We start from the raw sequence: 19,165 nt of genomic DNA, 5'->3' as shown, positions 1-19,165 counted from the left end.
TTTACAGCGCGCCCTTCGTGGAGGGGAGGATGCCGGCGGCGCGCGGGTCGCGCTCGGAGGCGTACCGCAGCGCCCGGGCGAGCGCCTTGAACTGGCACTCCACGATGTGGTGCGCGTTGCGCCCGTAGGGCACGTGCACGTGCAGTGCGATCTGGGCCTGGGCGACGAAGGACTCCAGGATGTGCCGGGTCATCGTCGTGTCGTACTCGCCGATCATCGGCGCCATGTTCTCGGGCTCGGTGTGCACGAGGTACGGGCGGCCCGACAGGTCGACGGTCACCTGGGCGAGGGACTCGTCCAGCGGGACCGTGCAGTTGCCGAAGCGGTAGATGCCCACCTTGTCGCCGAGTGCCTGCTTGAAGGCGGCGCCGAGCGCGAGGGCGGTGTCCTCGATGGTGTGGTGCGAGTCGATGTGCAGGTCGCCCTCGGTCTTCACGGTCAGGTCGAACAGACCGTGCCGGCCGAGCTGGTCGAGCATGTGGTCGTAGAAGCCGACGCCCGTCGACACCTCGACCTTGCCGGACCCGTCGAGATCGATCTCGACGAGGACCGACGTCTCCTTGGTCGTCCGCTCCACTCTTCCGACGCGGCTCATGCGCTCTGCTCCTTCTTCAACTCACGGACCGCGTCCAGGAACGCGTCGTTTTCGGCCGGGGTGCCGGCGGAGACCCGCAGCCATCCCGGTACGCCGTTGTCCCGGACCAGGACGCCCCGGTCGAGGATCTTCTGCCAGGCCTCGTGGGAGCCACCCTCGCCGTCGAATCGCCCGAACTGGACGAAGTTCGCGTCGGACTCGGTCACCTCGTACCCGATCGCACGCAATTCGGCGACCAGACGGTCCCGCTCGGCCTTCAGCTGCTCGACGTACCCGAGCAGCGTGTCGGTGTGCTCCAGGGCGGCCAGGGCGGTGGCCTGCGCGACGGCCGACAGGTGGTAGGGCAGCCGTACGAGCTGGACCGCGTCGACGACCGCGGGGTGCGCGGCGAGATAGCCGAGGCGCAGTCCGGCCGCGCCGAACGCCTTCGACATCGTCCGCGACACGACGAGATTCGGCCGGCCTTCGATCAGCGGCAGCAGCGAGTCGCCGTGGCTGAACTCGATGTACGCCTCGTCGACCACGACCATGGACGGCCTGGCGGCCTGCGCCGCCTCGTACAGCGCGAGGACCGTCTCACGCGGCACCGCGTTGCCCGTGGGGTTGTTGGGGGTGGTGATGAAGACGACGTCCGGGCGGTTCTCGGCGATGGCGCGTGTGGCGGCCGCCAGGTCGATCGTGAAGTCCTCGTCGCGGGGGCCCGAGATCCAGGCCGTGCCGGTGCCGCGCGCGATGAGCGCGTGCATCGAGTACGAGGGTTCGAAGCCGATCGCCGTACGGCCGGGGCCGCCGAAGGTCTGCAGCAGCTGCTGGATGACCTCGTTCGAGCCGTTGGCCGCCCAGACGTTCTCGACGCCGACCCGGTGCCCGCCGGTCCTCGTCAGGTACTTGGCCAGCTCGGTACGGAGCTCCACCGCGTCGCGGTCGGGGTAGCGGTTGAGGTTGCGGGCGGCCTCGCGGACCCGCTCGGCGATCCGCTCGACGAGCGGTTCGGGCAGCGGGTACGGGTTCTCGTTGGTGTTCAGCCGTACGGGCACGTCGAGTTGGGGCGCGCCGTAGGGGGACTTGCCGCGCAGCTCGTCCCGTACGGGAAGATCGTCGATACCGGTCACTTGCTCTCTGGAACCTTCCACCCGAAACGAGCCTTGATCGCCGCCCCGTGGGCCGGCAGGTCCTCCGCCTCCGCGAGCGTCACCACGTGGTGCGCCACCTCGGCGAGGGCGTCGCGCGTGTAGTCCACGATGTGGATCCCGCGCAGGAAGGACTGGACGCTCAGCCCCGAGGAGTGGCAGGCGCAGCCGCCGGTGGGCAGCACGTGGTTGGAGCCCGCGCAGTAGTCGCCGAGCGACACCGGCGCCCAGGCGCCCACGAAGATCGCGCCCGCGTTCTTCACCCGGTCCGCGACGGCGGCAGCGTCCGCCGTCTGGATCTCCAGGTGCTCGGCGCCGTACGCGTCGACGACCCGCAGGCCCTCGTCCACGCCGTCGACGAGGACGATCGCGGACTGCCTGCCGCGCAGCGCGGGGACGATCCGGTCCTCGATGTGCTTGGTGGCCGCGACCTGCGCCTCCAGCTCCTTCTCGACCGCCTCCGCCAGCTCGACGGAGTCCGTGACGAGGACGGCGGCGGCGAGCGGGTCGTGCTCGGCCTGGCTGATCAGGTCGGAGGCCACGTGCACCGGGTCGGCGGTCTCGTCCGCGAGGATCGCGATCTCGGTGGGACCGGCCTCGGTGTCGATGCCGATCTTGCCCGTGAAGTAGCGCTTGGCGGCGGCGACCCAGATGTTGCCGGGCCCGGTGACCATGTTGGCCGGGGCGCAGGACTCGGTTCCGTGCGCGAACATCGCGACGGCCTGGGCACCGCCGACCGCGTACACCTCGTCGATGCCGAGGAGGGCGCAGGCGGCGAGGATCGTGGGGTGCGGGAGACCCCCGGCTGGATCATTCTCGAAACGGGGCTTCTGCGGCGGGGAGGCGAGCGCCATGGAGGCGACTCCGGCCTCCTGCGCCGGAACCGCGTTCATGATCACCGACGAGGGGTAGACCGAACGTCCACCGGGCGCGTACAGGCCGACGCGCTCGACCGGCACCCACTTCTCGGTGACCGAGCCACCCGGCACGACCTGGGTGGTGTGCGCGGTGCGGCGCTGCTCGCGGTGGACCAGGCGGGCGCGGCGGACGGACTCCTCCAGGGCCGCGCGCACGGCCGGGTCGAGCTGCTCCAGCGCGTCGGTGAGCGCCTGGGCCGGAACCCGTACGGATGCCAGCCGCACCCCGTCGAATTTCTCCGCGTAGTCGATGAGCGCCGCGTCCCCACGATGATGCACGGCCTCGCAGATCGGACGCACCTTCTCCAGGGCGGCCTGTACGTCGAAGTCGGCTCGGGGCAGCAGGTCGCGCAGGGCGGAGCCCTCGGGGAGGGCGTCGCCGCGCAGATCGATTCGGGCCATACGAAGAGATTGCAGCACGGTCCCAATTCTCTCAGACGGCGATAAGACGCCGGACGCCTGTATCAATGGCTGATACAAGCCGTCCCAGGCTCCCCCTGGAGATCTCCGTCACCAGTAGCGTTCGACCCGTCACACAGCGGGCATGAACGGCTGTACGAAACCCGCGAGTAGCTGGGGAGGGAGGGACGTGACGTGACCGAGGGTGCCGGCCTCCGCAGTGGGGACCTGCCGGACGAGTTGACCGCCGCCGAGGCCGGGATGTGGCAGGCCTTCCGCAACGGCACCGTGTACGACCTGCGCGGCGGGGACATGACCGTGGACGATCCGCACGGCGGCCATCCCTGGGGGCCCGAGCGCAGTGTCCGGGCCCGGATCGTGGCGTGGCTGCTGCTCGACGGGCCGCCCGCCCTCCAGGGCCGGGTCGCTTCCCTGAAGCTGACCGGCGTGCAGATCACGGACGTCCTCGACCTCGCGGGCGGCACGGTGGTGCCGTACGTGGAGCTGAAGGGCTGCCGGTTCGAGAAGGAGATCCTGCTGCCGGAGGCGCACTTCACGACCGTGCGCCTGGTCAACTGCTCGGTGCCGCGCCTGGAGGCGGCCCGGGTCCACACCGAGGGGGATCTGCATCTGCCCCGCTGCCGTTTCCACAACGGGGTGCGGCTGACCGACGCGCACATCGGTACGGATCTGCTGCTCAACCAGGCCGTGGTCTACCGGGACCGGCGCGGCCGCTCGCTCACCGGCGACGGTATGACCGTGGGACAGGACCTGCAGGCCGAGATGCTGGAGTCGCACGGCGAGCTGAGCCTGCGCGGCGCCACCGTCGGCGTCTCGCTCAGCCTGCGCGGCAGCAAGCTGAACAACCCGTACTCGCGGCTGGCTCTGAACGCTCCGCAGCTGACCGTCAACCGCACGCTCTACATGACCCCCGCGGGCCTCGGCAATCCCCTGCTGACCAGCGGCACCACCCCGGCGCGCGGGACGCTGGTGCAGCGCTTCGAGTGCCAGGGCGGGATCCGCCTCGACGACGGACGGTTCGGGGACGCCCTCGATCTCGAGCGGGCCCGTTTCACCTTCGACGACGACCAGGAGCTGTCCCTGCTGCGGGTGCAGACGCCCGAGCTGCGCTTCCTCGGGGAGCGCCCCGAGCGGGGCAAGGTGGTCCTGTCGGGCGCGCGGATCGTCAATCTCGTCGACCTGGCGGACAGCTGGCCGGGCCCCGGCAACCTCCACATGGGCGGCTTCAGCTACGAGAACCTCGTACCGCAGGGCGCCTTCCCGCTGACCCGGCGCCTGGAGTGGGTGGCGGCGGCGACCGCCGAGTACAGCCCGGAGCCGTACGAGCGGCTGGCCACCGTGCTGCGCGACTCCGGCGAGGACGAGGACGCGCGCGAGGTGCTGCTCGCCAAGCAGCGCCGCCGCCGCGAGACCCTGCCGCTCGCGGCCAAGCTGTGGGGGTACGCGCAGGACTGGACGGTCGCCTACGGGTACCGGCCCGGCCGGGCGGCCCTGTGGATGGCGGTGCTGTGGGCAGCCTCCTCGATCGCCTTCTCGCACGCGACCCGCACCCCGGTGAACGGCGGGCATCCGCCGTGGAACGCCGCGCTGTTCGCCCTCGACCTGCTGCTGCCGGTGATCGACCTCGGCCAGGTGGACGTCTGGCAGCTGCGCGGCGGCTGGCAGTGGCTGGCCGCGGTGGTGATCCTCCTGGGCTGGATCCTGGCGACGACGGTGGCGGCGGGGGCGACGCGGCTGCTGCGCCGCAGCTGAGGGGCCCCGTGGGACAGCATCCGGCCATACTGTTGACAGGTGTTCAATAGTAGAACAACAGTCACTTTTTACCTATCCTTGACCAACTGACATACAACCAAACGAGGGTTACGAAAGTGTCACCGCACACCCTCTGGTACAGCTCCGACCTGCGGCTTTCAATGGTCGACACCATGGCACTGCTGCGCGCGTTCATCCGTACGGCCCGGATGGTCAAGAACACTTCGCGCCTCGCCGCCGGACTGCCCGCCGACGACGAGGTACTGCTGGACGCCCCGGACGAACGGCTCGCCCCGGCCCTCGTCGCGGCGGCCCGCGGTGAGTACGACATCGCGGCCAAACTGCTCGCCACCACCCGCGAGGCCGCCGAGTGGGAGAACCGCGACCGCTACGCGAGACGCCTCGCCGCCTTCGCGTGCACCCGCGACGAATGGCTCCAGACCTGGCAGAGCGGGTCCCCGCACGACCCGGACGCGCTCCTGGTCAAGGCCGAGCTCTCAGTGCGCCGCTGGTGGGAGTCGCCCGCCCGCTCCGAGCTGCTGCGCGAGGTCGGCCCGCTGATCGCCGCCGCCGCCGAGGGCGACCCGCGCGACCCGGTGCCCTGGCGGATCGCGCTCGACCACGCCCGTGGCACCAATGCCGGACACACCGAGTTCGAGAAGCTGTGGGGCGAGGCCGTACGCCGCTCCCCGCACCACTACGGCTGCCATGTGGCCGCCCTGAAGTACCTGTCGGCCGCCTGGTACGGCTCGCACCGCGAGTGCTTCGACTTCGCCGAGCGGGCCGCGCAGGACGCGCTGCCCGGCTCACTCGTACAGGCGCTTCCGGTGCGGGCGGCCTTCGCCTATCTGACCGAGGGCGGCCGGGCCGTCATCCCGCGTGAGCGGCTCGACGAGGCGGCCGACCTCGCGATCGCGGTCTCGGCGGCATACGCGCCCGCCGACCCGTGGCCCGCGGAGGTACGCAACCTCCTCACCTACGTCCTGATCAGGCTGGAGCGCTGGCAGGACGCCCTGGACCAGCTCCGTCTGATCGGCCCGTACGCGACCTCGTTCCCCTGGGACCGGGTCTCCGACGACCCGCTGGGCCAGTTCCTGGAGCTGCGCGACGGAGTCCGCCTGGAGGTCGCCTCGAACATCCCCCTCCATCCACGGAGTGAGCACGGCGGACGTGCCCGCTCCGGCGACCATTAGGCTTTCGCGTCGTGACCACCGTCCGGCTCCCGCTCTTCCCCCTGAACTCGGTACTTTTCCCGGGTCTCGTGCTTCCCCTGAACATTTTCGAGGAGCGCTATCGCGCCATGATGCGCGAACTGCTGAAGACCCCCGAGGACGAACCGCGCCGGTTCGCCGTCGTCGCCATCCGCGACGGCCACGAGGTCGCGCCCTCCGCACCCGGCATGCCGGACCAGACGGCGCTGCCGCAGCGCGGTCCCACGGCCGGGTTCGGGGACGACCCGCTCAAGGCCTTCCACGAGATGGGCTGCGTCGCGGACGCGGCCACCATCCGGGAGCGCGCCGACGGCAGTTTCGAGGTACTGGCCACCGGCACCACGCGGGTACGGCTCCTGTCCGTGGACGCCACCGGCCCGTTCCTGACGGCCGAGCTGGAGGAACTTCCGGAGGAACCCGGCGAGGAGGCCGGCGCACTCGCCGAGGGCGTCCTGCGGGCCTTCCGCCAGTACCAGAAGCGGCTGGCGGGCGCCCGCGAACGCTCACTGTCCACCGGCGCGGACCTGCCGGACGACCCGGCGGTGGTCTCCTACCTGGTGGCGGCCGCCGTGATGCTCGACATCCCGGCCAAGCAGAAGCTGCTCCAGGCTCCCGACACGGCCACCCGCCTCCACGAAGAGCTGAAACTCCTGCGCGCCGAGACCGCCATCATCCGTAATCTGCCGTCGTTGCCGGCGTCGGAACTGACGCGCAACCCGACAAGTCTCAACTGACGCACTCGACGTCATTGATGTAAGGCATCGACACCTTGGCGAAGAAGTCGAAGAAGCAGCAGCAGTCCGGGGGCACGCCCGCGACGGTGGCCCTGACGGCGGCGGGCGTCGCGTACACGGTCCACGCCTACGAGCACGACCCCGCGCACCCGTCCTACGGCGAGGAGGCCGCCGAGGCGATGGGCGTCTCCCCCGACCGCGTCTTCAAGACCCTGGTCGCGGACGTGGACGGCTCCCTCGTGGTCGCCGTGGTCCCCGTCGCGGGCTCCCTGGACCTGAAGGCCCTGGCCACGGCGGTGGGCGGCAAGCGCGCCGCCATGGCCGACCCGGCGGCCGCCGAACGCACCACGGGCTACGTCCGCGGCGGCATCTCCCCCCTGGGCCAGCGCAAGAAGCTCCCCACGGTCCTGGACGCCTCGGCCCTCCGGCACGCCACGATCTGCGTCTCGGCCGGCCGCCGGGGCCTTGAGGTGGAGGTCTCCCCCGACGACTTGGCGCACCTCACGGAAGCGGTGTCCGCGCCGGTCGCCCGTGCGTGACCCCTCGACGGATGCGTCGTCCTGCGTTAAGCACGAGAGGCATGTCGAAACGAACCCGCAAACGCAAGTGGCGCACGAAGAAGGGCCGCTCGAACCACGGCCACCGACCTCCATGACCTACGCGCCCGGTCCCTGGGGTAGGACCGTCGGCTGACGCCCGGCGGGGGCTGAGCGCGCAGTTCCCCGCGCCCCTGAGACGGGGCTCCGCCCCGCGTCTCCGGTCCGTCCGGCATCTTCAGCCCGTCCGGCGTTTGAGGACGAGCCCTTCGGGCGATGCGGGGGTCCAGGGGGCGCAGCGCCCCTGGCGGGGGTGAGGGGGCGGAGCCCCCTGGGGATGGGACGGGTAGGGGCGGCGGGGGCGAGGAAAGGCCACCCCTACCCCCGGTTCAGACCGTCGGCGGCTGCGGTGGGGTCGGAGCCCCGTACGGGCTCGCGTAGGGATCCGGGTCCCGGGGACCGAACAACGCGGTCAGGCCGAGATGAACCACCAGCCCCGCCAGGGACCACGCCAGCAACGCCCCCTTCGCCCCGAGCTTCAACGGCGCGGAGAAGGTCACCCCCTTGCCCACTTGCTTGGCGTGGGCGACCACGTTCTGCGTCGGCCCGAGCCAGACCCCGATCCGCCAGGCGAGCAGCGACCCGAGCAGACCCCCCACCGCCAGCGCGACAACGAGCGGCACACCCCCACGCCGCCGCACCAGAAACACCACCACCGCACTGACCGCACCGAACGCCAGCGCGAGCAACGTGAACGTCCCGTCGACCCCGATGGCCTGCTCACCCTCGGTGTCCTTCAGATACACCGCGCTGTCGTCCGCGATCAGCGGCACATGCGGCGCCAGCCACCACCACAGCACGCCGAGCAGTACTCCCGCGAGCGCCACCGCCACCGTGACGACGGCGGCATCCCGCACTTCGGTCTTCATCCCGGGCCCGTCCTGTTCGTACCCGACGGTCCCCGCGCCGCCCCCGGCGGGCGGAGCCTGCCAGGCATGGGCGTCGTCGGAGGGCGGTTGGTGCGGCGGCGGAGGCGGAGTCAGCGGTGCGGTCACACTGACATCGTGCCAGGCCCGGCTGTCGGCCGCGTCACCGGACGGCCGCCCGGCGGTACGCCCAGGTCGCCACCGCCAGCGAGGCCACCCCCACACCCGCGCAGACGGCGAGGTCACCGACGACGAAGGCCCAGTCGGGGTGCGCCCCGAAGCTCCGCGCGAAGGCCTCGACGCCGTAGGTGGAGGGCAGCAGATCACGGCCGTACTGCACCACCGTGGGCAGCCGGTCCGCCGGCAGCACCCCGAGCAGCAGCGCCGCCGACATCCCCAGCTGTCCGAGCAGCGTGGCGAGTTCGGGCCGAGGCGCAAGCAGTCCGAGCGCCGCCCCGAGCCCGGCGAGCGCGGCGCCGGCGAGCGGGATCACCGCGACGAGCACCCACAGATGCGCCATCGGCAGCCCGAAGAGGACACAGCCGACGACGGCGGTGACCACGGTCCCGGGCACGGTGAAGGACGCGTACGCGCCGGCGACGCCCAGCACGACGGCGGCCGGCGGCACCGGCAGGGTCGCGTAGTGGTCGAGCCCGCCGCCGGCCCGCAGCTGTCCGAAGTACTGCGCCAGCAGGTTGAGCCCGACGAAGGCGACGACCAGGACCGACGCCCCGGCCACGATGGACCGGGCCTCGCCCCCGCCGTCCACCACGCCACGCATCATGACCATGATGCCGACGGACTGGACCGTGGCCACGAACAGCAGCGGAATCCGCGCCACGCGCGCGCGGGAGAGCTGGGCCCGGTACATGGCGGCGAGGGAGGGCCACAGCCGCGCCCTCGGCCCGAGTTCGGCGGCGTCACCGGCGTCCTCGGCCATGGACAGCGCACTGCCCGGCAGCACCTCAGCGGGTACGACACTCACGTCGAGCTGCTCCTCTTCACTCCGGCAGCCGTCCTGTCCCTGTTTACGACGTTTACGACGTAAAAGTCGACGCCGATTCCCACGCCGCCTCCCACACCCACGACGCCCCTCCCCGTCCGTACAGACTCCCCTACGGATTCCAGACCCCGCGCGCTCACGCCTTCACCAACCCCTGCGCATTGCCGCCGAGCGCGAGGTACACGTCCTCCAGGCTCGGCGTGGCCAGTGTGAAGTCGTCGAGCGCGGCGAACGCGGCGCCTCCGGTGACCGTGGCGACGGCCGCGCGGGCCTCCTCCGGGGCGAGCCGCAGGGTCCAGCGGCGGCCCGACTCGACGGCGCGGGCGCGCAGCGCGGCGACCTCGGGCACGTCCAGCGGGGCGCTCTCGCGCCAGACGAGTTCGACCCGCACCTCACCCGCGACCCGCTCCTTCAGCCCGGCCGGCGTATCGCAGGCGATGACGCGGCCCCGGTCGAGGACGGCGACCCGGTCGAGCACGGTCTCGGCCTCGATGACGTTGTGGGTGACCAGCAGCACGGTGGCGCCGTGCTCGGCCCGGCGCCGGTCGACGGCGGACCACACGGCCCGCCGGGCCACGGGATCCATGCCGGTGGTCGGCTCGTCGAGGACGAGCAGCGGCCGCCGCCCGACCAGCGCGGCGGCGAAGCACGCCAGCCGCCGCTGCCCGCCGGAGAGCTTCTTCAGGGGGCGGGAGGCGATCGGGGTGAGGCCCAGCTCGTCGAGCACGGCGTCCCGCTCGGCCCGCGCCTCGCGCAGTTCGAGCCCGCGCAGCCGCCCGGTCGTCTCCGCGGCCAGCGACACGGTCAGCTCGTCGAGGGCGGTGGACTCCTGTCCGAGGTAGGCGAGGATGCGCGCCGCCCGTTCGGGGTGACGCACGATGTCGTGTCCGAGGATCTCGACGCTGCCGCTGTCGGGGCGCATGAGCCCGGTCAGCTGGCGTACGAGGGTCGACTTCCCGGCGCCGTTCGGCCCGAGCAGTCCGAAGATCTCGCCGCGCCGGATGTCCAGCCGTACCCCGTCGGTGGCCCGCACCTCGGGCGTACCGGGGCTGCCACGGCGTCCACGGACCGCCGGGTAGGTCTTGGTCAGCGCGCGCACCGAGCACACGACATCGCCCCTGTGCCCGTTCCGGACTGCCTGTGCCGTGCGCGTACTCACGAAGGACGAGCCTACGGGGTCCGATGCCCCGTTATGCGCCCGGGGCCCTCGCCTCAGTCGGTCCACGAGCCGTCCTGGCCCGGGTCTCAAAGGTCTGGCGCGCTGAAGAAGCGCTCCCACCCACCCGTACCGGAAGAACACACCCGGGGTTCAACCGCTCCCCCGGTTCACTCCCCGGCAGGGGCATGCTCCGCCGCCGTACGCACATCGATCTCCCGCCAGAACCCCGCCCTGATCGCATACCGGTCGTGCTCGTCGATCTGGTCGTCCTTGTGGGCGAGCAGCCCGAAGCGCGCGGCGTAGCGCAGCAGCTCGCCGTCCACGCGGTGCGGCACCCGCGGGTACATCGTGGACAGCTTCTGCAGGTGGCTCGGGTCGGTGAGCCGCTCCATCCAGCGGCGCGCGAAGACCTGCCCCACCTCGTAGGGATCGCCGCCGACCGTGGTGATGTCCTCCTCGCGGTCGGCCCATCGCTGCTCGGCGGAGGTGAGCTGGGCGAGCGTGGGCAGCGCGGCGGCCTCAGTGGACTCCGTGGCACCCCCGGGGCGTTCGATCCACCCCTTGTCGGACGACCACCGCAGCGTCGCGCTGGCGGGGTGCTGGGGGGCCTGGACGCCCGGTGCGCGCAGTGCGGCCAGGTCCTTCGGCGTGGGCACCCCCTTGGGGGCGGGAACCCGCTCCTCGGCCCCGTTCTGCGACTCGGCGACGGGGCTGTGCTCCGCGGCCTCGGAGGGCCGCTCGGCCGCGCCGGCGAGCGACGAGTCGGGCAGCGGCGCGGAGAGGATCGCGGCGATCTCGGGGCGCGGCACGGGCTGCGGCGCGCAGATCCCGCCGAGGTCCTTGGCCCGTACGGCCTTGGTGATCCACGCCCGGTCCAGCACCCGGCGCTCGTCGGCCTCGGCGACCAGGTCCTCGGACTGGTTGTAGTCGCCGTCCGCGGCCTGTACGGCCCACAGGTGTACGGCGACGCCGTGCTCCTTGGCGGCCATCATGCCCGGCAGCAGGTCCCCGTCGCCGGTCACCAGGACCACGTCGGAGCAGGCGCGGTTGCGGGCCAGCTCGGTCAGCTCGGCGTGCATGGCGGCGTCGACGCCCTTCTGCGCCCACCGCCCGTCGCTGCGGGTCAGCGCGCCGAGGCGCACCGTGACCCGCGGCATCACGCGCAGCCGGCGGTGCTCCGGTTGCGGTACGCGGTCGGGGGCGCCGTCGAACCAGTAGATGCGCAGCAGGGGCCGCTCCGTGTCGGACTCGGCGCGCTCGCGCAGGCCCTGGATGAGGGCGGCGTGATCGACGGTGATCCGGGATCGCGAAGGCTCCCCGGCGAGGAGACTGGCGGCAGCCCCGAGCAGATACCCGGCGTCCACCAGGACGATGCAGCGGTCCACGCGGTCCACCCTCTTTCCGGTTCCGGGAGATTCGCTTCGGGCTTCCTTCGAGTCTGCCCGACGGCGCGGAGGTTAACGGCCCGAACTCGATCTTCGGCGTGGCGTATCGGGGGATAACGCTCCGACAGGCCTTATTACGCACGGTAATTCTCCGAAATGCACTGCTTGTCAGGCTATGTGAATCTGGATCCGGCCCTGACCCCTAGGGCCCCACAGGAGGCAATCACCATGGCCAAGAACAAGAACCGCAAGCAGGGCGGCCAGCAGGACCGCTCCTCGCAGGCCGAGCGTGCGCAGGAGCAGGCGCACCGGTCCTCGACGGAGGCTCACACGCCGATGTCGCAGGCCCAGGGCAGCCCCGCGGACGTCGCCCGCAAGCACCAGAAGCGCTTCGGCCACAACTGAGGCCATGCGTAAGGGCTGTTGAAGCCCAGGCACACACCGAGGGGCGCATCCGACAACGGATGCGCCCCTCGCGTACATCATCTGATCCCGTCAGCTGATCCCGTCAGCCCGCGAGGCAGGACGGGCCCAGCAGCACCTTCAAGTCACCGAACAGCGCCGGATCCGGCTTCACCCGGTGCCGGTCGAGCCGCAGCACGGTGGTCTTGCGCGGGCCCTGGAGCCTGATGCGCACCTCGCTCTCGCCCTTGTGGTGGCTGAGGATCTCGCCGAGGCGGCTCACCATCGGCGGGGTGACCTTCAGCGCCGGGATCGTGAGGATCACGGGTGCGTTGGTGCCCGCGTTCGACAGGTCGGGGACCTGAAGCTCCATCGCGACCAGCCGTGGCACGTCCTCGCGCTTGTCGAGGCGTCCCTTGACGAAGACGACCGCGTCCTCGACGAGTTGGGTCGACACCAGCTGGTACGTCGCCGGGAAGAACATGCACTCGATGGAACCGGCCAGGTCCTCCACCGTGGCGATCGCCCAGGCGTTGCCCTGCTTGGTCATCTTGCGCTGGAGGCCCGAGATGATGCCGCCGATGGTGACGACCGCGCCGTCCGCGTGCTCACCTCCGGTGAGCTGGGAGATGCCCGCGTCGGCCTTGTCGGACAGCACGTGCTCCAGGCCGAAGAGCGGGTGGTCGGAGACGTACAGACCGAGCATCTCCCGCTCCTGGGCGAGCAGATAGGCCTTGTCCCACTCGTCGGTGGTGAACTCCACGTCGAGTCCGAAGCCGGGCTCGCTGGTGTCCTCGTCGCCCATGCCGCCGAAGAGGTCGAACTGGCCCTCGGCCTCCTTGCGCTTGACCTGCACCACGTTGTCGATCATCGGCTCGAACTGCGCGGTGAGGCCCTTGCGGGTGTGCCCCATGGTGTCGAACGCGCCCGCCTTGATCAGCGATTCCGTGGTGCGCTTGTTGCAGGCGACGGCCTCGACCTTGTCGAGGTAGTCCGGGAAGGAGGCGTACTTCCCCTTGGCCTTGCGGCTCTTGATGATCGACTCGACGACGTTCGTGCCGACGTTGCGGACGGCGGAGAGGCCGAAGAGGATCACGTCGTCGCCCTGGGCGGCGAAGTTCTGCTCCGACTCGTTCACGTTCGGCGGCAGCACCTTGATGCCCATGCGCCGGCACTCGTTCAGATAGATCGCGGACTTGTCCTTGTCGTCCTTGACCGAGGTGAGCAGGCCCGCCATGTACTCGGCGGGGTAGTTCGCCTTCAGGTAGGCGGTCCAGTACGAGACCAGTCCGTAGGCGGCCGAGTGGGCCTTGTTGAAGGCGTAGCCGGCGAAGGGCACCAGCACGTCCCACAGGGCCTGGATCGCCTCGTCGCTGTAGCCGTTCTTCTGGGCGCCGGCCTGGAAGATGGTGAAATTCTTCGCCAGCTCGTCGGGCTTCTTCTTGCCCATCACGCGGCGGAGGATGTCGGCCTCGCCGAGCGAGTACCCGGCGATGATCTGGGCGGCCTTCTGCACCTGCTCCTGGTACACGATCAGGCCGTAGGTGACCGCCAGGACCTCCTGGAGGGGCTCTTCGAGCTCCTTGTGGATCGGCGTGATCTCCTGCAGCTTGTTCTTGCGGAGCGCGTAGTTCGTGTGCGAGTCCATGCCCATCGGGCCGGGACGGTAGAGCGCAGAGACGGCGGAGATGTCTTCGAAGTTGTCGGGCTTCATCAGGCGCAGCAGCGAGCGCATGGGGCCGCCGTCGAACTGGAAGACGCCGAGGGTCTCGCCGCGCTGGAGCAGTTCGAAGGTCGTCGGATCGTCGAGCGGGAGGGCCAGCAGGTCGAGGTCGATGCCCTTGTTGGACTTCACCATCTTGACGGCGTCGTCCATGATCGTCAGGTTGCGCAGGCCGAGGAAGTCCATCTTCAGCAGGCCGAGCGACTCGCACTGCGGGTAGTCCCACTGCGTGATGGTCACGCCGTCGGTGTGCCGCACCCAGACCGGGGCGTGGTCGACGATGGGCTCGCTGGACATGATGACGCCGGCGGCGTGCACGCCCATCTGCCGGACCAGGCCTTCGACGCCCTTGGCGGTGTCGATGACCTTCTTCACGTCCGGCTCGTTCTCGTACATCGAGCGGATCTCGCCGGCCTCGCTGTAGCGCGGGTGCGAGGAGTCGGTGATGCCGCTGAGGTCGATGCCCTTGCCCAGCACGTCTGCGGGCATGGCCTTGGTGAGGCGGTCGCCCATGGCGTACGGGTAGCCCAGGACGCGCGCGGAGTCCTTGATGGCGTTCTTCGCCTTGATCTTTCCGTAGGTGCCGATCATGGCGACCTTGTCGGCGCCGTATTTCTCGGTCACGTACCTGATCACTTCGACGCGCCTGCGCTCGTCGAAGTCGATGTCGACGTCGGGCATGGAGACGCGCTCGGGGTTCAGGAACCGCTCGAAGATCAGACCGTGCGGGATCGGGTCGAGGTCGGTGATGCCCATGGCGTACGCGACGATCGAACCGGCCGCCGAGCCACGGCCCGGGCCCACGGCGATGCCCTGCTTCTTGGCCCACATGATGAAGTCGGCGACGACGAGGAAGTACCCCGGGAACCCCATCTGGATGATGACGTCCATCTCGTACTCGGCCTGCTTCTGGCGGTCCTCGGGGACGCCGCCGGGGAAGCGGCGCTCCATGCCGAGGCGCACCTCCTCCTGGAACCAGGTGACCTCGGTGTAGCCCTCGGGGATGTCGAACTTCGGCATGAGGTTCTTCGCCTCGAACATGCCTGCGGTGTCGATCTGCTCGGCCACCAGGAGGGTGTTGGCGCAGCCCTGCTGCCAGGCGTCCGAGGAGTCGACGGCGTACATCTCGTCCGTGGACTTCAGGTAGTAGCCGGTGCCGTCGAAGCGGAAGCGGTCCGGGTCGGAAAGGTTCTTGCCGGTCTGGATGCACAGCAGGGCGTCGTGGGCGGTCGCCTCGTGCGCGTACGTGTAGTGCGAGTCGTTCGTCACCAGGGGCGGGATGCCGAGCTTCCTGCCGATGTCCAGTAGTCCGTCGCGGACCCGGCGCTCGATCTCGATGCCGTGGTCCATCAGCTCCAGGAAGTAGCGGTCCTTGCCGAAAATGTCCTGGTACTCGGCGGCCGACTTCAGTGCCTCGTCGTACTGGCCGAGGCGCAGGCGGGTCTGGAGCTCGCCCGAGGGGCAGCCGGTGGAGGCGATGAGCCCCTCGGACCACTGGGAGATGGTCTCCTTGTCCATGCGGGGCCACTTCTGGAGCCAGCCCTCGGCGTACGCGTCCGAGGAGAGCTTGAAGAGGTTGTGCAGGCCGGTCCGGTTCGCCGCCCAGATCGTCTTGTGCGTGTAACCACCCGAACCGGACACGTCGTCGCGCTTCTGGTGGGGCTGACCCCACTGGATCTTGCGCTTGTTGCGCCGGGACTCGGGGGCGACGTACGCCTCGATGCCGATGATCGGCGTGACGCCCGCCTTCTTCGCCGTGTGGAAGAAGTCGTACGCCCCGTGGAGGTTGCCATGGTCACTCATGGCGATGTGTGTCATGCCCATCTCATTGCAGGCATCGAACATGTCCTTGAGCCGCGCGGCACCGTCCAGCAGCGAGTACTGGGTATGGACGTGCAGGTGCGTGAACGGCGGCTTTGACACGGCTTCGGCCTCCAAGGAGAACAATCGTCGACAGGCTGCGGACAGTCTGGGGGGACAGCGTCGAAGTCTATGACGCGCCACTGACACTGGAGACGAACACTGGGCGCGAAGCGCCTCAATGAGGGGCGGTGGTCGGGTGACGGGCGGGCCGATCACCCGTACCTTCATCCGGGGCGCGCGGCACGCGCGCGTACCGTTCGTCCCCGGCGCGCGGGCACTCCCGCGTACCTTCGTCCGTTGGGACAGGACGGAAGCAACCGTCCCGCCGGACGGACACGTCCTTCCCCCATGTCACGCACCACCTGCACCAGGAGGCACCCAGCGATGTCGGTCCCGCAGCTCAGCGCCGAGCAACGCGGCGAGCAGATCCTCGCCGTCTTCGACACCGCCTTCGGCGAGCTCCTGGCCGCCGACCCGGCCGCGTTCCGCGTCAAGTTCCGCAAGATGGCGGCCTCCGCCTTCGCGTTCTACCGGGGCACGGCCGGCCTCTTCTACCACGACCTCACCGCGGAGATCGGGTTCGGGCCGAGGCGCGGCGGACCCTACCTGGACGAGCGCACCTCCCGCGTGTGGATCCACGGCGACCTGCACGCCGAGAACTTCGGCACGTACATGGACGCCAACGGCCGCCTGATCTTCAACGTGAACGACTTCGACGAGGCGTACGTCGGCCCCTTCACCTGGGACCTCAAGCGATTCGCCGCCTCCGTGGCCCTCATCGGGTACGCGAAGGCGCTCAGTGACGACCAGATCACCGAGCTGGTCAAGGTGTACGCGGCCGCCTACCGCGAGCGCATCCACGCGCTGGCCACCGGCGCCAAGAGCGACGAGGTGCCGCCCTTCACCCTGGACACGGCCGAGGGCCCGCTCCTGGACGCGCTGCGTGACGCCCGCTCGCTGACCCGCTTCGGGCTGCTCGACTCGATGACCGAGATCCGCGACTTCGAGCGCCGTTTCGCGCCCGGCGGCGGCTCCATCGAGCTCGACGCGGCCACCCGCTACAAGGTGCTCGCGGCCTTCGACGGCTACCTGGAGACGCTCCCCGAGTCCTCCCTGGCCCGCCCGGACTCCTACCGGGTGAAGGACGTCGTCGGCCGCCGCGGCATCGGCATCGGCTCCGCCGGACTGCCCTCGTACAACATCCTTCTGGAGGGCAACAGCGACGCCCTGGAGAACGATGTCGTGATCTACATCAAGCAGGCCCAGACCCCGGCCGTCTCCCGGCACATCACGGACTCCTCGATCCGCGAGTACTTCCAGCACGAGGGCCACCGCACGGTGATCTCCCAGCGCGCCCTGCAGGCGCACGCCGACCCGTGGCTGGGCTGGACCGAGCTGGACGGCGCCGGCCAGCTGGTCGCCGAGGTCTCGCCGTACGCGGTGGACCTGGACTGGGGCGACATCGACGACCCGGAGGAGATCGCCTCGGTCGTCGCCGACCTCGGCCGGGCCACGGCCACCATGCACGCCGCGGCCGACGACGAGAGCGGCCACTCGGAGCTGGTCCCGTTCTCCACCGAGCGGGCCATCGACGCGGCGATCGCCGCCGACGAGGACGGCTTCGCGGGCCTCCTGGTGGACTTCGCGCACAGCTACGGCGCACGCGCGCGTGCCGACCACCAGATCTTCGTCGACCTGTTCCGCAACGGCCGGATCCCGGGCCTGTAGGCACCCCGGACGACGGAGCCACAACGCTCCTGTAACACATAGGAACCCTTTAGGGGGCCCTTACGGGAGCACGTGGGACACTCGGCTCCGCTATGGACATACCCGGGACCCAGCTCAGAGCCGTGCGCGCGGCATTGTTCACGGCTGTCGTCGTGACGCTCTCCACCGCGTCGCACGTGCTGCTGTCCCGGGTCCCGCTGCCGCTGGGCACTGTGGCGGCGATCGCCGCGGCCGTCTTCGTCATCGCGTACGCGCTGGCGGGCCGCGAGCGCGGCTTCGGCCGGATCGCCGCCCTGCTCATCCCGCTGGAGCTGACCGCCGACACCGTGTTCACCACGGGCCAGCACGTCTGTTACGGCAGGGCGGGCGGCCCCGTCGCGGGCCCGCTGCGCTCGGTCGGATTCGACGTGCTGTGCGGCGGCAGCGTGGGCACCCCGCTGGCCCATGTGACCGGCGGCAGCGGCGGCCGTGCCGCCGCCCTGCTGGCGCAGACCGACCCGACCGCCGCCTGGCTGCTGCTCGCCGCCCATGTCGCCGTGGGGCTGCTCGCGGCCGCCTGGCTGCGCCGCGGCGACCGCGCCCTGGACCAGCTGCTGCGCGCGGTGGCCGCGGCCACCTTCCGGCCCCTGCTGATCGCGGTCGCCGCCGTGACCGTACGGCTCGCCCCGGTACGCCGGCTGCCGCGCCCCGCGCGCCGGAGCGCGGGCGCCCGCACCCGCCTGTTCGTGCACTCCCTGGGACGGCGTGGACCGCCGCTCTCGGCCGCCTTCGCCTGAGCCATCGCTTCTGCGCGAAAGCCCTTGAGCACCAGCAGTCCCCCATACGTATCCGCGTACGACGTGTACGCGTCCCCCATGGAGATCACCAACATGAGCAAGCGGAACAGCCAGGCGGCGAAGACGGCGGCCCGGGAGAAGCTGCGCCTCGAGCGCGAGCGCCAGGCCAAGCGCGACAAGGTCAAGCGCCAGGCCATCGTGGCCGGCTCCATCGTCGCCGTCCTCGCGATAGCCGGCGGCGTCGGCTACGCGGTCGTGCAGAACAACAAGCCGAGCTACTGGGCGGGCCTGAAGGACGCCAAGGTCGTCGCCCCGGCCAACACCACGGGCACCAAGGGCACCACCGTCGTCATCGGCAAGAGCACCGCCAAGAAGACCCTCAAGGTCTACGAGGACCCGCGCTGCCCGGTCTGCGCCCAGTTCGAGCAGACCGTCGGCTCGACCGTGAAGAAGGACATCGACGACGGCAAGTTCAAGTTCCAGTACGTCGGCGCCACGTTCATCGACGACAAGGACAACGGCCAGGGCTCCAAGAACGCGCTGAGCGCCCTGGGCGCCGCGCTGAACGTCAGCCCCGAGGCGTTCCTCGAGTACAAGACCGCGCTGTACTCGACGAAGTGGCACCCGGACGAGACGACCGACAAGTTCAAGGACGACGCCTACCTCCTCAAGGTCGCCGACACCGTTACCGCGCTGAAGGGCAACACCGCGTTCCAGAACGCGGTGAAGAAGGGCACCTACGACGCCTGGGCGATGGCCATGTCGAAGACCTTCGACGACAACAAGGAGGGCGTGACCGGCACTCCGGGCTTCGTCATGGACGGCAAGCAGCTCAACGGCGGCACCCCGCTGCTGACGGTGGCCGACTTCGACAAGGTGGTGGACGCGGCCCTCAAGGGCTGATG

At 70.4% G+C, this 19,165-nt stretch carries 16 protein-coding genes; 8 read left to right on the top strand and 8 right to left on the bottom strand.

Going from position 1 to position 19,165, the window contains the following annotated elements:
* Position 1: 1 nt before the first annotated feature.
* Genes hisB through hisD form a run of 3 tightly spaced genes read right to left on the bottom strand, consistent with a single transcriptional unit; the run spans position 2 to position 3,044 of the window.
* On the bottom strand, positions 2 to 595 hold the full coding sequence (gene hisB, locus ACFVWD_RS35835; protein WP_054217455.1) for an imidazoleglycerol-phosphate dehydratase HisB: 594 nt from the start codon (positions 593 to 595) through the stop codon (positions 2 to 4).
* Entirely contained in the window at positions 592 to 1,707 is a 1,116-nt protein-coding gene (locus ACFVWD_RS35830) for a histidinol-phosphate transaminase (protein ID WP_385387258.1), read from the bottom strand. The genes hisB and ACFVWD_RS35830 overlap by 4 nt, the downstream gene beginning before the upstream one ends.
* Entirely contained in the window at positions 1,704 to 3,044 is a 1,341-nt protein-coding gene (hisD, locus tag ACFVWD_RS35825; RefSeq protein ID WP_389602207.1) for a histidinol dehydrogenase, read from the bottom strand. Before hisD ends, ACFVWD_RS35830 begins: the two co-directional genes overlap by 4 nt.
* A gap of 192 nt (positions 3,045 to 3,236) precedes the next feature.
* On the opposite strand from hisD, the gene ACFVWD_RS35820 reads away from it, so the two are divergent.
* From ACFVWD_RS35820 to ybaK, 4 genes are all read left to right on the top strand, one after another.
* Positions 3,237 to 4,814, top strand: a complete 1,578-nt coding sequence (locus ACFVWD_RS35820) for an oxidoreductase (protein WP_389602206.1) — start codon at positions 3,237 to 3,239, stop codon at positions 4,812 to 4,814.
* Between the two features lie 161 nt (positions 4,815 to 4,975).
* Positions 4,976 to 6,007, top strand: a complete 1,032-nt coding sequence (locus ACFVWD_RS35815; protein WP_389602227.1) for a hypothetical protein — start codon at positions 4,976 to 4,978, stop codon at positions 6,005 to 6,007.
* A gap of 11 nt (positions 6,008 to 6,018) precedes the next feature.
* Complete coding sequence (locus tag ACFVWD_RS35810; protein ID WP_389602204.1) at positions 6,019 to 6,759, top strand: LON peptidase substrate-binding domain-containing protein; 741 nt, start codon at positions 6,019 to 6,021, stop codon at positions 6,757 to 6,759.
* 35 nt (positions 6,760 to 6,794) lie between these two features.
* Positions 6,795 to 7,298 carry a Cys-tRNA(Pro) deacylase gene (ybaK, locus tag ACFVWD_RS35805; protein ID WP_389602202.1) on the top strand — a complete coding sequence of 168 codons (504 nt, stop codon included), beginning with the start codon at positions 6,795 to 6,797 and terminating at the stop codon, positions 7,296 to 7,298.
* A gap of 386 nt (positions 7,299 to 7,684) precedes the next feature.
* Here ybaK and ACFVWD_RS35800 read toward each other — a convergent pair whose 3' ends face one another.
* The 4 genes from ACFVWD_RS35800 to ACFVWD_RS35785 all read right to left on the bottom strand — a co-directional run bounded on the left by ACFVWD_RS35800 (position 7,685) and on the right by ACFVWD_RS35785 (position 11,768).
* Positions 7,685 to 8,350, bottom strand: a complete 666-nt coding sequence (locus ACFVWD_RS35800; protein ID WP_389602200.1) for an AAA family ATPase — start codon at positions 8,348 to 8,350, stop codon at positions 7,685 to 7,687.
* A 34-nt stretch (positions 8,351 to 8,384) separates the two neighbouring features.
* A complete protein-coding gene (locus tag ACFVWD_RS35795; RefSeq protein ID WP_384905902.1) occupies positions 8,385 to 9,206 on the bottom strand; it encodes an ABC transporter permease in 822 nt (273 codons plus the stop codon).
* 154 nt (positions 9,207 to 9,360) lie between these two features.
* A complete protein-coding gene (locus ACFVWD_RS35790; RefSeq protein WP_179858139.1) occupies positions 9,361 to 10,383 on the bottom strand; it encodes an ABC transporter ATP-binding protein in 1,023 nt (340 codons plus the stop codon).
* 167 nt (positions 10,384 to 10,550) lie between these two features.
* The gene (locus ACFVWD_RS35785) at positions 10,551 to 11,768 is read right to left on the bottom strand and encodes an NYN domain-containing protein (RefSeq protein ID WP_099925734.1); all 1,218 of its coding nucleotides are present in this window, start codon (positions 11,766 to 11,768) and stop codon (positions 10,551 to 10,553) included.
* A 228-nt stretch (positions 11,769 to 11,996) separates the two neighbouring features.
* On the opposite strand from ACFVWD_RS35785, the gene ACFVWD_RS35780 reads away from it, so the two are divergent.
* Positions 11,997 to 12,173, top strand: a complete 177-nt coding sequence (locus ACFVWD_RS35780) for a hypothetical protein (protein WP_389602198.1) — start codon at positions 11,997 to 11,999, stop codon at positions 12,171 to 12,173.
* 103 nt (positions 12,174 to 12,276) lie between these two features.
* On the opposite strand, the gene dnaE is transcribed toward ACFVWD_RS35780, so the two are convergent.
* Positions 12,277 to 15,816, bottom strand: coding sequence for a DNA polymerase III subunit alpha (dnaE, locus tag ACFVWD_RS35775; RefSeq protein ID WP_389602196.1), 3,540 nt, complete (start codon positions 15,814 to 15,816; stop codon positions 12,277 to 12,279).
* A gap of 324 nt (positions 15,817 to 16,140) precedes the next feature.
* On the opposite strand from dnaE, the gene ACFVWD_RS35770 reads away from it, so the two are divergent.
* From ACFVWD_RS35770 to ACFVWD_RS35760, 3 genes are all read left to right on the top strand, one after another.
* A complete protein-coding gene (locus ACFVWD_RS35770; protein ID WP_389602194.1) occupies positions 16,141 to 17,484 on the top strand; it encodes a DUF2252 domain-containing protein in 1,344 nt (447 codons plus the stop codon).
* A 92-nt stretch (positions 17,485 to 17,576) separates the two neighbouring features.
* A complete protein-coding gene (locus tag ACFVWD_RS35765) occupies positions 17,577 to 18,260 on the top strand; it encodes a hypothetical protein (protein WP_389602193.1) in 684 nt (227 codons plus the stop codon).
* A 93-nt stretch (positions 18,261 to 18,353) separates the two neighbouring features.
* Positions 18,354 to 19,163, top strand: coding sequence for a thioredoxin domain-containing protein (locus ACFVWD_RS35760; RefSeq protein WP_389602225.1), 810 nt, complete (start codon positions 18,354 to 18,356; stop codon positions 19,161 to 19,163).
* Positions 19,164 to 19,165 lie beyond the last annotated feature (2 nt).

It is taken from the genome of Streptomyces sp. NPDC058086 (assembly GCF_042885015.1).
Classification (GTDB): domain Bacteria; phylum Actinomycetota; class Actinomycetes; order Streptomycetales; family Streptomycetaceae; genus Streptomyces.
This window is presented reverse-complemented; position numbering and strand designations above follow the sequence as displayed.